Origin of the sequence: Streptomyces sp. NPDC000348, assembly GCF_042898795.1 — a bacterium.
GTDB lineage: Bacteria > Actinomycetota > Actinomycetes > Streptomycetales > Streptomycetaceae > Streptomyces.
On sequence record NZ_JBIAZD010000010.1, the window covers coordinates 225,017 to 238,316 of the forward strand.

General features: G+C 73.9%; 12 protein-coding genes. 2 read left to right on the forward strand and 10 right to left on the reverse strand.

Annotated features, from left to right (window positions below):
- Window positions 1-88 precede the first annotated feature (88 nt).
- From pheT to infC, 7 genes are all read right to left on the reverse strand, one after another.
- Window positions 89-2,656: a phenylalanine--tRNA ligase subunit beta gene (pheT, locus tag ACFY3N_RS21480; RefSeq protein ID WP_390818284.1), complete on the reverse strand. Its 2,568-nt coding sequence runs from the start codon at window positions 2,654-2,656 to the stop codon at window positions 89-91.
- Window positions 2,656-3,777: a phenylalanine--tRNA ligase subunit alpha gene (pheS, locus tag ACFY3N_RS21485; RefSeq protein WP_390818285.1), complete on the reverse strand. Its 1,122-nt coding sequence runs from the start codon at window positions 3,775-3,777 to the stop codon at window positions 2,656-2,658. Before pheS ends, pheT begins: the two co-directional genes overlap by 1 nt.
- 146 nt (window positions 3,778-3,923) lie before the next feature.
- A complete protein-coding gene (locus ACFY3N_RS21490) occupies window positions 3,924-5,069 on the reverse strand; it encodes an ATP-binding protein (RefSeq protein ID WP_390818286.1) in 1,146 nt (381 codons plus the stop codon).
- A 92-nt stretch (window positions 5,070-5,161) separates the two neighbouring features.
- Window positions 5,162-6,022, reverse strand: coding sequence for a TrmH family RNA methyltransferase (locus ACFY3N_RS21495; protein ID WP_390818287.1), 861 nt, complete (start codon window positions 6,020-6,022; stop codon window positions 5,162-5,164).
- Window positions 6,023-6,208: 186 nt separating this feature from the next.
- The gene (gene rplT, locus ACFY3N_RS21500) at window positions 6,209-6,592 is read right to left on the reverse strand and encodes a 50S ribosomal protein L20 (RefSeq protein WP_004933571.1); all 384 of its coding nucleotides are present in this window, start codon (window positions 6,590-6,592) and stop codon (window positions 6,209-6,211) included.
- Between the two features lie 95 nt (window positions 6,593-6,687).
- On the reverse strand, window positions 6,688-6,882 hold the full coding sequence (gene rpmI / locus ACFY3N_RS21505) for a 50S ribosomal protein L35 (RefSeq protein WP_004933563.1): 195 nt from the start codon (window positions 6,880-6,882) through the stop codon (window positions 6,688-6,690).
- 111 nt (window positions 6,883-6,993) lie between these two features.
- On the reverse strand, window positions 6,994-7,647 hold the full coding sequence (gene infC / locus ACFY3N_RS21510) for a translation initiation factor IF-3 (protein ID WP_217130446.1): 654 nt from the start codon (window positions 7,645-7,647) through the stop codon (window positions 6,994-6,996).
- Window positions 7,648-8,042: 395 nt separating this feature from the next.
- On the opposite strand from infC, the gene ACFY3N_RS21515 reads away from it, so the two are divergent.
- Window positions 8,043-8,420, forward strand: a complete 378-nt coding sequence (locus ACFY3N_RS21515) for a DUF1844 domain-containing protein (RefSeq protein ID WP_390818288.1) — start codon at window positions 8,043-8,045, stop codon at window positions 8,418-8,420.
- A 4-nt stretch (window positions 8,421-8,424) separates the two neighbouring features.
- On the opposite strand, the gene ACFY3N_RS21520 is transcribed toward ACFY3N_RS21515, so the two are convergent.
- Window positions 8,425-9,156, reverse strand: a complete 732-nt coding sequence (locus tag ACFY3N_RS21520; protein WP_390818289.1) for an SseB family protein — start codon at window positions 9,154-9,156, stop codon at window positions 8,425-8,427.
- 117 nt (window positions 9,157-9,273) lie between these two features.
- On the opposite strand from ACFY3N_RS21520, the gene ACFY3N_RS21525 reads away from it, so the two are divergent.
- Window positions 9,274-10,257, forward strand: a complete 984-nt coding sequence (locus ACFY3N_RS21525; protein WP_390818290.1) for a serine hydrolase — start codon at window positions 9,274-9,276, stop codon at window positions 10,255-10,257.
- Here the strand turns inward: ACFY3N_RS21525 and mycP are convergent.
- Window positions 10,242-11,426, reverse strand: coding sequence for a type VII secretion-associated serine protease mycosin (gene mycP / locus ACFY3N_RS21530; RefSeq protein WP_390818291.1), 1,185 nt, complete (start codon window positions 11,424-11,426; stop codon window positions 10,242-10,244). The genes ACFY3N_RS21525 and mycP overlap by 16 nt on opposite strands.
- A complete protein-coding gene (locus ACFY3N_RS21535) occupies window positions 11,423-12,235 on the reverse strand; it encodes a hypothetical protein (protein ID WP_390818292.1) in 813 nt (270 codons plus the stop codon). Before ACFY3N_RS21535 ends, mycP begins: the two co-directional genes overlap by 4 nt.
- Between the last annotated feature and the right edge of the window lie 1,065 nt (window positions 12,236-13,300).

Consider the following 13,300-nt stretch of genomic DNA (forward strand, 5'->3'; position numbering starts at 1 on the left):
CCCTTCCCGTCCCTGGGGGGCTGCGCCCCAGACCCCCTTGTCCTCAAACTCCGGACGGGCTGGGGATGGCGGACGGGCTGAGTGAGGGCTAGCTCCTCAGGACCGCCCCGGTGCGGTCGCCCGCGAGGGCGACCGCCGATTCGCGGGCCGCCGAGGCCTCGTCGACGGTCAGCGTGCGGTCGGTCGCGCGGAACCTCAGCGCGTACGCCAGGGACTTGCGGCCCTCACCGAGCTGCTCGGCGTTCTCATACACGTCGAACAGGCGGATGGACTCCAGCAGTTCACCGGCGCCCTCGCGCAGCGCCGCCTCGACGTCCGAGGCGGGCACGAACGCGTCGACGACCAGCGCGACGTCCTGCGTGGCGACCGGGAAGGTGGAGATGCCCGGCGCCTGCGGGGTGTCGTCGCCGACCTGCTCCAGGGCGTCCAGGTCCAGCTCCATCGCACAGCTGCGCGCGGGCAGGCCCAGGGCCTTCAGGACGCGCGGGTGCAGCTCACCGGCGTGGCCGATGACGCGCTCGGCGCCGTCGACGGTGACGGTCAGCTCGGCGCAGCGGCCCGGGTGCCACGGGCCGTACTGGCCCTTGCGGATGCCCAGTTCGGCGCCGGTCTCGCGGGCGACGGTCCGGGCGGCCTCCACCGCGTCGGCCCAGTCGGCCGCGCGGCCCTTGCCCCACCAGCCGGCCTGCTCGCGGGCGCCGGCCAGGACGACGGCGACGTGCCGCGGCTGGTCGGGCAGCGCGGCGTTCAGCGCGGCGATGTCCTCCTCGCTGGGGCGCCGGTCCACGGACAGGTTGGCGGCGACCCGCTGCTCCTCGCGCGGGTGGAAGACCAGGCCGGTCTCGAACAGCGCGAGGTCGTGCGAACCCCGGCCGTCGTTGCGGCGCAGCGCGCCGAGCAGGCCCGGCAGCAGCGAGGTGCGCAGCGCGGGCTCCTCGTCGCTGAGCGGATTGACCAGCCTGACGAAGCGGCGGGCCGGGTCGTCGGCCTCCAGCCCGAGCTGGTCGAAGACCTGCTCGCTGACGAACGGGTAGTTCGGCGCCTCGACGTAACCGGCCCCGGCCAGCGCGCGGCCGATGCGGCGGTGCAGCCGCTGGCGGGCGGTCAGACCCCGGCCGGCCGGCGGCCTGGGCAGCGTGGAGGGCAGGTTCTCGTAGCCCTCCAGCCGGATGACCTCCTCGGCCAGGTCGTTCGGTTCGGTGAGGTCGGGCCGCCAGGACGGCACGGTCACGATCAGCTCGTCCTGCCCGCCCGTCGCCCGGCCACCACCCCCCGACGACGCGTTCCACGCGGCAGTATTGCCCATGACGTCGCAGCCGACCTCCTGGAGGCGGCGCACGACGGTCTCGCGGCCGTACGTCACACCGGCGACCTTGTCCGGGTGGTCGGCGGCGACGGTGACGGTGCGCGGCGCGGTCGGGGCGGCGACCTCGGTGACACCGGCCTCGGCGGTGCCGCCCGCGAGCAGCACCAGCAGGTCGACGGTGCGCTGCGCGGCAGCGGCGGCGGCCTGCGGGTCGACGCCGCGCTCGAAGCGGCGGGACGCCTCGGAGGACAGCTTGTGGCGGCGGGCGGTGCGCGCGACGGACACCTGGTCGAAGTGGGCGGCCTCGATGACCACGTCACTCGTCGCGTTCTCGGTGTCGCTGTGGTCGGCGATCTCGGTGTTGGCGCCGCCCATGACGCCGGCGAGGCCGATGGGACCGCGGTCGTCGGTGATGACCAGGTCCTCGGCGTGCAGCTTCCGCTCGACGCCGTCGAGGGTGACGATCTTCTCGCCCTCCTCGGCCCGGCGCACGCCGATGGTGCCCCGGACCAGGTTCCGGTCGTAGGCGTGCAGCGGCTGGCCGAGCTCCATCATCACGTAGTTGGTGACGTCGACGGCGAGCGAGATCGGGCGCATGCCGACCTTCTGGAGCCGGCGCTTCAGCCAGATCGGGGAGCGCGCCTCGGGGCTGAGGCCGGTCACCGTACGGGCGGTGAAACGGTCGCAGCCGGCCGGGTCGGAGACCTTCACCGGGTAGCCGAAGGCGTTCGGGCCGGGCACGTCGAGCAGGGCCGGGTCGCGCAGCGGCAGGCCGTAGGCGATGGCGGTCTCGCGGGCGACGCCGCGGATGGACAGGCAGTCGCCGCGGTTGGCGGTGACGGCGATGTCCAGGACCTCGTCGACCAGTTCGAGGAGCTCGATGGCGTCCTTGCCGACCTCGGTCTCCGGCGGCAGCACGATGATGCCGTGCGTGCCGTCGTCGCCCATGCCCAGCTCGTCGCTGGAGCAGATCATGCCGTGGGAGGTCCTGCCGTAGGTCTTGCGGGCGCTGATCGAGAAGCCGCCGGGCAGGGTGGCGCCGGGGAGGACCACGACGACCTTGTCGCCGACGGCGAAGTTGCGGGCGCCGCAGACGATCTCCTGGGGCTCACCGGTGCCGTTGGCCCGGCCGACGTCGACGGTGCAGAAGCGGATCGGCTTCTTGAAGCCCTCCAGCTCCTCGATGGTCAGCACCTGGCCGACGACGAGGGGGCCCTTGAGGTCGGCGCCGAGGTGCTCGACGGTCTCGACCTCAAGACCGGCCGAAATGAGCTTGGCCTGTACGTCACGGCCGGTCTCCGTCGCCGGCAGGTCGACGTACTCCCGCAGCCAAGAAAGCGGGATCCGCATCAGATCTCCATCCCGAACGGCCGGGTGAACCGGACGTCACCCTCGACCATGTCTCGCATGTCCTCGACGTTGTGGCGGAACATCAGCATCCGCTCGATGCCGAACCCGAAGGCGAAGCCGCTGTACTTCTCGGGGTCGACGCCGCAGGCGGTGAGCACCCGCGGGTTGACCATGCCGCAGCCGCCGAGCTCGATCCAGCCCTCGGACGAGCAGGTGCGGCAGGGCCGGTCGGGGTTGCCGACGGACGCGCCCTTGCAGACGTAGCAGAGCATGTCCATCTCGGCGCTCGGCTCGGTGAAGGGGAAGAAGTTCGGCCGCAGCCGGGTCTTCATCTCCGCGCCGAACAGCGACTGGACCATGTGGTCCAGGGTGCCCTTGAGGTCCGCCATGGTCAGGCCCTCGTCCACGGCGAGCAGCTCGACCTGGTGGAAGACGGGGGTGTGCGTGGCGTCCAGCTCGTCGGTGCGGTACACGCGGCCGGGGCAGATCACGTAGACCGGCAGCTCGCGGTCGAGCAGGGAGCGGATCTGCACGGGCGAGGTGTGGGTGCGCAGCACGACGCCGGACTCGGTGCCGCCTTCCGGCCCCTGCACGAAGAAGGTGTCGGCCTCGCCGCGGGCCGGGTGGTCCGGGCCGATGTTGAGGGCGTCGAAGTTGAACCACTCGGCCTCGACCTGGGGGCCCTCGGCGACCTCGTAGCCCATGGCCACGAAGATGTCCTCGATGCGCTCCGACAGCGTGGTGAGCGGGTGGCGGGCGCCGGCCGGGACGCGGTCGTGGGGCAGCGTGACGTCCACGGCCTCCTCGACCAGGACGCGCGCGTCGCGCTCGGCCTCGAGTTCGGCCTGGCGGGCGGCGAGGCCCTTGTTCACGGCACCGCGCGCCTGGCCGACGCGCTTGCCGGCGTCGGCCTTGGCGTGCGGCGGCAGGGCGCCGATCTCGCGGTTGGCCAGCGCCAGCGGGGAGGTGCCGCCGGTGTGGGCGACCTTCGCCTCCTGGAGTGCGTCGAGGGAGTCCGCGGCGGCGAAGGCGGCGAGCGCCTCGTCCCGCATGCGCTCGATCTCTTCCGGTTTCAACGTCTCGACCTCGACAGGGTCGTACGACTTATTGGGTGCCGACATCTCTTCCCGTGCTTCCGATTGGCTGGCTGACGGTCCCCGTACCGACTCGTGGACAGTGCGTCCAGGTTTTTGGGACACAAAGGTGCCAAAGGCCGAGTCTAACGGTGCCGGGGCAGGCGAATGCGCCCGTGGGGGCGGGCCGGATCTCAGGTGAGATACGCGGGTGCCGCCACGGGCAACGTAAATCGGAACTGCGCGCCGCCGCCGGGGGCGCGTCCGACCGTGATGGTGCCGCCGTGGGCCTCGACGATGCCCTTGACGATGTACAGCCCGAGACCCGTGCCGCCGCGTTTGCTGCCCCGCCAGAAGCGGGTGAAGACGCGGTTCATGGACTCCTCCGGGATGCCGGGCCCCTCGTCGCTCACCGTGACCGACGTGGCTGCGATTTCGGCGTTCTCCCGTTCGCGGGGGGACGCCGAGGGCGTGATGTCGATCGTGACGGTTCCCTCGCCGTGCCGCACCGCATTTTCCAGCAGGTTGCTGAGCACCTGGTCGACCTTGTCGGGGTCGGCCCACAGGTCGGGCAGCGGGTGCTGCACCCGCAGCAGGAAGCGGTCGGCCCGCTGCCCGGCGGCGACGTAGGCCTGGATGTGCCGCCCGACGGCGGCCCCGATGTCGACGGGCTGGCGGCGCACCTCCAGGCGCCCGGAGTCGATGCGGGATATGTCGAGCAGTTCGGCGATGAGCCGGGTGACCCGGTCGGCGTCGGCGTCGACGGTCTCCAGCATCAGCCGTTTCTGGTCGTCGGTGAAGCGTTCCCACTTGGCGAGCAGGGTGGCGGTGAAGCCCTTGACGGAGGTGAGCGGGGAGCGCAGTTCGTGGGCGACGGTGGCGATCAGTTCGGCGTGGCTGCGCTCGGTGCGGCGCCGGGCCTCGGTGTCGCGCAGGGTGACGACGACGCGGCGGACGGGGCCGGTGGGCGCGGTGCGGACGTAGCGGGCGGAGACGAGGACTTCCCGGCCTCCGGGGAGCAGCAGGTTGCGTTCGGGCTGGCGGACGCGGATGGCGAGGCCGCCGTAGGGGTCGGTGAGCTGCCACCAGCGGCGGCCCTCCAGGTCCTCTAACGGCAGGGCGGTCTCCAGCGGCCGGCCGAGGGCCTGCCCGGCGGGGACGGCCGTGATGCGGACGGCCGCCGCGTTGAAGCAGATCACCCGTCCGTGCTCGTCGGCGACGACGAGTCCGTCGGGCAGCTGGTCGGGGTCGATGCCGAGTTCGGCGGGGTCACCGGGCCGGGGCGCGGGCGGGCGCGCCGCCCGCTGTGCGTCCGGTGCGCTGCTCGTGCCGACGCTCATCCCCGTACCCCACCTCTCGGAACTTCCCCGGGGCGCCCCGAGCTCGAGCCCTGCCGAGAGCTTGGGGGAGGGTCCCCGGGCTGGTCACCCTACTAGTTCCCGGTGACGGAGCGGCACCCTCCGGCGGCGCGCTGTGCACGCGCCGACGCGTAGAGACATACGGCGGCGGCGGTGGCGAGGTTCAGACTCTCCGCCTTTCCGTGGATGGGTACGCGCACGACGGCGTCGGTGAGGGCGCGGGTCTCCTCGGGCAGGCCCCAGGCCTCGTTGCCGAAGACCCAGGCGGTGGGCCCGCCCATGGTGCCCTTGTCGAGCTCGTCGTCGAGGTCCCGGTCCCCGGCGCCGTCGGCGGCGAGCAGCCGCACGCCCGCATCCCGCAGTTCGGTCACGGCCTGTTCGACGGGGACGCCGACGGCGACGGGCAGGTGGAACAGGGAGCCGACGGAGGCGCGTACGGCCTTGGGGTTGTACAGGTCGACGGAGGCGTCGGTGAGGACGACGGCCTCGGCCCCGGCGGCGTCGGCGCACCGCAGCACGGTGCCGGCGTTCCCGGGGTCGCGCACGTGCGCGAGGACGGCGACGAGGCGGGGCCGGGCGGCGAGGATCTCCTCGAACGGCGTGTCCAGGAACCGGCAGATCCCGACGAGCCCCTGCGGGGTGACGGTGGTGGAGATGTCGGCGATGACGCCCTCGGAGGCGAGGTGCACCCGGGCCCCGGCGTCCCGGGCCGCCCCGACGATGTCGGCGTACCGCTCGGCGGCCTCGACGGTGGCGAACAGCTCGACGAGCGTGCCGGCGCCCCCGCCCCGGTGCGCGGCGGCCTCCCGGACGGCCTGCGGCCCCTCGGCGAGGAACAGCCGCTCCTTCCCCCGGAAGTTCCGCTTGGCGAGCCGCCGGGCGGCGGCGACCCGGGAGGAACGGGGGGAGATCAGCTCGGGGCTGGCGGGGGGCATCTTCTTCACTTTCGGGAGATCTCGACACGCGGCACGTACAACTCCCCCCGGGACGCGGGGAACCGCGCGGCCCACCACGAGGGACCCGCAGCCGGGCGGCGACCGACGAACCGCACAACAACGGGACCCGCAAGCCTCCGAGCCTGCGGGTCCCTGTCTCGCGCCGGCCTCAGGCCGACGCGGTGATCACGCCGCCTTGGGCGCGTTCACGTCCGCCGGCAGCGCCTTCTGCGCGACCTCGACGAGCGCGGCGAACGCCGTCGCGTCGTTGACGGCCAGCTCCGCCAGGATCTTGCGGTCGACCTCGACGTTCGCGGCCTTCAGACCCTGGATGAAGCGGTTGTACGTGATGCCGTTGGCGCGGGCGGCGGCGTTGATGCGCTGGATCCACAGCTGGCGGAAGTCACCCTTGCGCTTCTTGCGGTCGTTGTAGTTGTAGACCAGCGAGTGGGTGACCTGCTCCTTGGCCTTGCGGTACAGGCGCGAGCGCTGACCGCGGTAGCCGGAGGCCTGCTCGAGGATCGCCCGGCGCTTCTTGTGGGCGTTGACTGCCCGCTTGACGCGTGCCACTTGTTAACTCCTTGTAGCGGGGCCGTGGTTGTCCTCACACGGCCCGGAAACGATTGGGTCCCGGTGGAGGTGGATCAGGCGCTGGGCGCCCGGTCTCACTTGCCGAGAAGCTTCTTGATCTTCGCGGCGTCGCCCGGGGCCATCTCGGCGTTGCCGGTGAGGCGACGCGTCACGCGGGACGACTTGTGCTCGAGCAGGTGGCGCTTGCCGGCGCGCTCGCGGAGCACCTTGCCGGAGCCGGTGACCTTGAAGCGCTTGCTGGCACCGCTGTGCGACTTGTTCTTCGGCATAGCGCCGTTCTCTCCTCGTCGGTGGCGCTCCGGTGCCCGGTCATGAGAACCGGGCACGGTGGAGCGTCGTACTTGTTTCGGTTGCTTCCTGGGGACTCACGTCCCCCGGAGTCACGCCTCGGCGGAAGCCTCGGCCGGAGCGTCGGCGTTCGCGGCGTCGGGGTCCGCGGCGTTCATCGAACGGCCGGGGTTGGCCTTCGCCTCCGCCTTGCGGGCTTCCTGCGCCTGGCGAGCCTCGGCCATCGCCTCGGTCTTCTTCTTGTGCGGACCGAGGACCATGATCATGTTGCGGCCGTCCTGCTTCGGGTTCGACTCCACGAAGCCGAGGTCCTGGACGTCCTCCGCGAGACGCTGCAGCAGCCGGTAGCCGAGTTCCGGCCGGGACTGCTCGCGACCACGGAACATGATCGTGATCTTGACCTTGTCGCCCTGCTTGAGGAACCGGACGACGTGACCCTTCTTGGTGTCATAGTCGTGCGGGTCGATCTTCGGCCGGAGCTTCATCTCCTTGATGACCGTGTGCGCCTGGTTCTTGCGCGCCTCACGGGCCTTCATGGCCGACTCGTACTTGAACTTCCCGTAGTCCATGAGCTTGCACACGGGCGGACGGGCGTTCGCCGCGACCTCGACGAGATCGAGGTCGTACTCCTGCGCAAGCTCCAGGGCCTTGGCAAGCGGGACAATCCCGACCTGCTCGCCGCTGGGACCGACAAGTCGCACCTCGGGAACGCGAATCCGGTCGTTGATGCGGGGCTCGGCGCTGATGGATCCTCCTCGGTAGCACCACGCGACGGTCTGGCGGACAGCCGCGTAACGTCTGTGTTCGTGAGACCTAACCGCGCCGAGGCAAAGAAAATGCCCCGGACGATCACAGGCGGGGCTCCTCGAACTACCGGAGCACCACCACGGGGACCGCGGGGCGCGCTTTCGGGCGGACCGCCGCCTAGGGGACGGGACCGCCTGACCGGTGACCCGCCGCCCTCGGGGCGGCCAGGTGGGAGTTCGAATCCTCCACTTGTGGGCCGGGCTCGCGAGCCGTGAGGCATACGGGTCCGACCGGTCGTTACACAAGGTTAGCAGCTCCGGAAGGCGTGCGCTAACCACGTGTCCCCTGCCTCCTGCTGTCAAGGGGACACGCGTCTGCGCCTATCGTGTGGGGCATGAGTGAGACCTCCCCCCCGGACACCCCCGAGACCCCCGGCAACCCCGACTTCGACGCCATGGCCCGCGACATCGCCGAGGTCCCGGCCGTCGAGGTGATCGTGACGGTCGCCGTCAATCTGATGAGCGCCGCCGCCGTGAAGCTCGGTCTGACCGAGGAGGGCGACACGTTCAAGGACCTGGACGAGGCGCGCAAGCTGGTGCACGCGCTGGCCGGTCTGCTGGACGCCTCCGCGACGGAGATCAGCTCGTTCCACGCGGCGCCGCTGCGCGACGGCCTGAAGTCGCTCCAGCTGGCGTTCCGCGAGGCCTCCCTGGTCCCGGACGAGCCGGGTCAGGGCCCGGGCGAGAAGTACACCGGGCCGCTCTACGGCTAGGACGTCAGGGACGTACGTACAGGGGCTCGCCCGGAGGCGTGGTCCCGGCCGGCAGGACTGCCAGGTCGAGGCCGCGCACCAGGCGGGCCCTCAGCGTCTCGTCGGCGGCGAGCCGCTGGGCCACGGCCCGGGCGGCCTCGGCGACGGAGGCGTCCGGGTCGAGGACCAGGGCGAGGGTGCCGTCGGCCTGCCCGGGCCCGAGGTGGGCGCGCAGCACGGCGGGCTCCGCGGCGACGGCGGCCCGTACGGCCTCGGCGACGGCCGGGTCGGCGAGCGGGTCGGTGCTGGTGCGGCCCTCGGCGAGGGCGAGCAGCGTGGGCCCGGTCAGTTCGAAGGGCACGGGCCCGGCCAGGTCCAGGATCACGGTGTCCGCCTTCTCGTGCGCGGCGGCCCGCAGGGCCTGGTGCAGCGGTACGGCGACGGGGCGGGCCGCCGGGTCCCAGCGGGCGAGCGACCCGGTGGACGTGAAGGCGGGCAGGGCGGTGCGCCCGCCGGCCTTCAGGGTTGGCACGGCCATGTCGCTGGTCTTCTCGCGGCGCAGCCCGTTCTCGTCCTCCTCGACCTCGCCGAGCAGGGCCACGACGGGGACGAGCAGCCGGGCGCCCTTGAGCGCCTCCAGGACGGGGCCGACGGCGTTGCCGTCCTCGGCCCAGGCCGCGAGCGCGGCGCTCAGCCGGGGGTCGGCGGAGCCGTCGTCGTCGCGGAACGGGGAGTCGGGGATGTTCTTGTTCGCCACGGTCACCGACCCTATCGGGGGGTGCGCGGCGTTCCTCACCGGCCTCTCACCGAGATCTGAGCCGGATCTCAGCTCCGTCCAACGGTCCGCACAGCCACCGCCCCGACCATCGCGGCCATGGACTCCTCCAGCAGACCGCGGCGGCGCCGTCGCGCCCGCCGGTCCCGGCGCCGTGCCCTGTTGTCCCTCGCCCTCGCCCTGGTCACCGTCGGGTGCGGTACGGCGGCGTGGACCACGTACCTGACCACGGGGGCGCACCCGCGGACGGCGGAGACCGTATCCTCGTCGGCCTCGCGGACGGCCGAAGGGGAGGAAGCGGTGGAGAGCGCGACGGAGGCGGCGGTGGACCGGGACGCGCTGCTGGCGGCGGCCATGGGGTCGGTGGAGGTGGCGGACGGCACCGAGGTGTCGGTGGCGGTGCTCGAGACGGACTCCGGGGAGAGCGCCTCGTACGGAGGGGGCGTCTTCGACACTGCGAGCATCGTCAAGGTCGACGTCCTGGCGGCGCTGCTGCTCCGGGCGCAGGACGCGGGGCGGACGCTGACCGCCGAGGAGAAGACGTACGCCGCCGCCATGATCGAGAACAGTGACAACGACTCCACGTCGGCGCTGTGGCGGGCGATCGGGACGGCGGACGGGCTCGACGCCGCGAACGAACGGTTCGGGCTGACGGGGACCGAGGGCGGGGACGGGCCGCTGTGGGGGCTGACGCAGACCACGGCAACCGACCAGGTCGCGCTGCTGCGGCAGGTGTTCGGCACGACGGGTTCGGAGCTGGACGAGACCTCGCGGACGTATGTGCGGGAGCTGATGGGGCGGATCGCCGAGGGACAGCGGTGGGGCGTGTCGGCGGCGGCCGACGGCACGGCGTGGGCGCTGAAGAACGGCTGGCTGCGGCGCAGCACCACCGGGCTGTGGGTGATCAACAGCATCGGGCGGGTGACGGCCGGCGGCCACGACTGCCTGGTGGCGGTGCTGTCGCGGGGCAACGCGACCCGGGAGGAGGGGATCGCGCTGACCGAGGCCGCGGCGCGGGCGGCGGTGTCCGTGTTCACCGGGGACACCGCGGGTGACGCGACCGGGGCTCAGTCCGCGTCGTAGCGGGTGCGGCGACCGCGCCACAGCACCACCGCGGCGACCAGCAGCACACCGCCGGCGCCGCCCGCCAGGGGGGCGGCCCAGCCGGCGGTGCCGTCGTCGGGGCCGGCGGTGTCCGGGCCGGGGCCGAAGTACTTCTCGCCGTAGGCCGCCGACTTCAGGCCCTCCGGCTCCAGCCGGGACGCGGCCTCGATCGCGGCGGCCGGGTCGACGAAGCCGAAGCCGCGGGAGTCGTCGCGGCCGTCGGCGGGGGCGTTGCGGGCGGTGTCCTCCAGGAGCCGCTTGACCTGGGCCGGGGTCAGGTCCGGGTGGGCCGCCTTGACCAGGGCGACCGCGCCGGAGACGAACGCGGCGGCGGCGCTGGTGCCCCAGCCCTCGTAGTACTTGTGGTCGGGGTCGGCGATGATCACGTCGACGCCGGGGGCGCTGACCGTGGCGTACCAGCGGCGGGTGGAGAACGGGGCGCGGGTGCCGTAGCGGTCGACGGCGGTGGCGGCGACGACGCCCGGGTAGGCGGCCGGGTAGGAGACGTGGTCGCCCTTCTCGCCGCCGTTCCCGGCGGAGGCGACGACGGTCACGCCCCGGCGCAGGGCGTACTGGATGGCCTGGTCCTCGCCGGGTTCGGGGTGCGCGGAGGCGGAGTCGTCGCCGAGGGAGAGGTTGATGACGTCGGCGCCGTGGTCGGCGGCCCAGCGGATGCCCTCGGCGAGGGCGCTGCCGCGGGTCTTGCGGGCCTCGGCGCGGGAGGGGTCGCCGTCCTCCAGGATCACGCGGACGGGGAGGATCTTCGCCTCGGGCGCGATGCCCAGGACGCCGTCGGCGTTGCCGGGGCCGTGTCCGTGGCCGGCGATGATCCCGGCCATGGCGGTGCCGTGGCGGGCCCAGGCGCGGTCGCCCTCGCTCGCGCCGAAGCCGACGAGGTCCTTGCCGGTGAGGACGTTGCCGTCGAGGTCGGGGTGGTCGGCCTCGACGCCGGTGTCCAGGACGGCGACGGTGACGCCCGCGCCCTTCGTGGTCCGCCAGGCCTCCTCGGTGTGCATGGCCTCCAGGGACCACTGCCGGGCACGGATGCCGTCGGCGTGCGCGGCGGTGGCGGGGACGAGCACGAGGGCGGTGGCGAGGAGGCCGCCGAGTGCCGCCGCGGCGGGGCGCCGGCCGGTGACGGGTCTCATGACGGCTGCTCCGTGACGGTGCCGGCCCTCTTGCGCAGGCCGCGTTCGACGCGGTCGGCGAGGCCCTGGGCCTCGTGGCCGAGGCCCGCCTGGGCGGAAGCGGTGGTGACTCCGGACTCCATGGCGTCCTCGGCGGGTTGCGGGGTGTCGACGGTGCGGCCGTCGGCCCACCCGGAGACGGCGTAGACGACCACGGGGGCGTCCGTGAGGACGGAGACCGTCCAGGTGGCGCGCTGCTCGGCGCCGAACCCGGCGGCGGCGGTGCCCTTCGCCGCGTACGGCAGGGGCATCAGGTCGGTACGGCGGTCCAGGCGCTCGGCGTCGAAACGGCGGGCGAGGGAGGTCATGGCGGCGGCGTCGGCCCTGGTGAACAGCAGGCCGACGGTGGTGACGTGGCTCTGGGTGGCGTCGGTGTAGGTGGCGCGCAGCAGGCGCGCGCAACCGACGGGGGCGAGGACCTTGCGCAGCAGGGCGTCGAAGGCGTCCTGGCAGCCGCTGTCGGGGGCCACGGCGATACGGGTCCAGGACCGGTCGGCGCCGCCGGGGCCCGCGCCCTCGCCCTGCAGGGTGGGCGGGAACAGCTGGTCGACCGGGACGCTGTGCCACATGTCCTGGGCGGCGGCGAAGCCGTGCCGGGCGCCCGGCCCGTCGGAGTCCCCGGCGAGCCAGCTTCCGGTGACGGCTCCGCCGATGAGTCCCGTCCCGAGGACGAGGCAGGCGGCGGCCGCGACGGCCTGCGACCGTCCCCGCCGCCCGAGGGGGCGCGGCCTGGCCTCCTCGTCGTACCCCTCCGGCTCCCCGAACGACACGACGGGCCGCCCCGCTCCGGGCACACCGCCCGGCGCCGTGGGAGCACTCCAGGAGAGTGCGGGATCGGGCCCGCCCACCGGGCCCGCCCCGGCCGCGGCCCCGCCGTCGCCGGGCCGCCGCACGGGGCCGGCCGGCGCGTACGCCGGGTCCGTCCCGGCGCGGCTCGCGCCGCCGGCACCCGGGTCCGACGCCGTGCCCGAACGGCGCGGTCCGCCCGTGTCCGGCCGTACGGGCGGCACGGCGCGCGGACGGGTGGTGGTCTCCGGCCCGGTTCCGGGGACGGAGGGCCGGCGGGTGGGCTGCGGCGGTACGGAGGGCGGGCCGCCCGGGGACCGCACGCCCCGGCCGGCGGCCGGCGGTGCGTCGGGGAAGCGGGCGGAGGCACGCGGAGGCGGGGGCGCGGCGGGGGCCGCACCGGCAGGCGCCCCCTCGCCGAAGCCCGGAGAACGCGGCCGGGGCGCCGAAGGGCCGCCGGAGCCGGCGCCCGCACCGTCCGGCCCGGCGTCCCGGGCCGGCGAAGGCGCGGGCTCACGGATCCCGAACGCACCGGATCCGGCGGAGGTGCGCCCGCGGGGCACCTCCGCGCCGTCGGCGTCCGTACCGGCGGGACGCCCCGCCGGTGGACGCGCGGCCTCGCGGGGCTCGAACGCGCCCGCACCGCGCGAGGTCTGCCCGCGGGGGCCGTCGGCGTCCGCGGGAGCCGGTTCGCGGGGGTCGAAGGGGCCGGAGCCGCCAGAGGTGCGGCCCCGGGGGGCGGCGGCCTCCGGGGCCGTGGGACGGGCGGGGTCCTCCGGGCCCTCCCGTCCGTCCGTGCCGGGCGCGGCCGGCTGCGGCGGATGCGCGGGGCGCGGGGGGACGGTGGGGCGCGGAGGGTGGGAGGCGCGGCGCGCTTCCGTGCTCATGCACCCCCCGTTTCGTCGTGCCCGCCCGGCACGGACTCGTCCCGGGCACAGATACCCGCACGGACGGCGCGTCATCCCGGCCCTGCCCTTCGGGCGGTCCCGTTCCGCCGTGCGTGCGCGTCACTCTACGGCGTGGTCCGCGTCGAACGGGAACCGGTCCGC

What these genes read in the sequence shown, in the direction of transcription:
- pheT (WP_390818284.1), bottom strand. Translation starts at nt 2,656, where the DNA reads ATGCGGATCCCGCTTTCTTGGCTGCGGGAGTACGTCGACCTGCCGGCG.
- pheS (WP_390818285.1), bottom strand. Translation starts at nt 3,777, where the DNA reads ATGTCGGCACCCAATAAGTCGTACGACCCTGTCGAGGTCGAGACGTTG.
- ACFY3N_RS21490 (WP_390818286.1), bottom strand. Translation starts at nt 5,069, where the DNA reads ATGAGCGTCGGCACGAGCAGCGCACCGGACGCACAGCGGGCGGCGCGC.
- ACFY3N_RS21495 (WP_390818287.1), bottom strand. Translation starts at nt 6,022, where the DNA reads ATGCCCCCCGCCAGCCCCGAGCTGATCTCCCCCCGTTCCTCCCGGGTC.
- rpmI (WP_004933563.1), bottom strand. Translation starts at nt 6,882, where the DNA reads ATGCCGAAGAACAAGTCGCACAGCGGTGCCAGCAAGCGCTTCAAGGTC.
- ACFY3N_RS21515 (WP_390818288.1), top strand. Translation starts at nt 8,043, where the DNA reads ATGAGTGAGACCTCCCCCCCGGACACCCCCGAGACCCCCGGCAACCCC.
- ACFY3N_RS21525 (WP_390818290.1), top strand. Translation starts at nt 9,274, where the DNA reads ATGGACTCCTCCAGCAGACCGCGGCGGCGCCGTCGCGCCCGCCGGTCC.
- mycP (WP_390818291.1), bottom strand. Translation starts at nt 11,426, where the DNA reads ATGAGACCCGTCACCGGCCGGCGCCCCGCCGCGGCGGCACTCGGCGGC.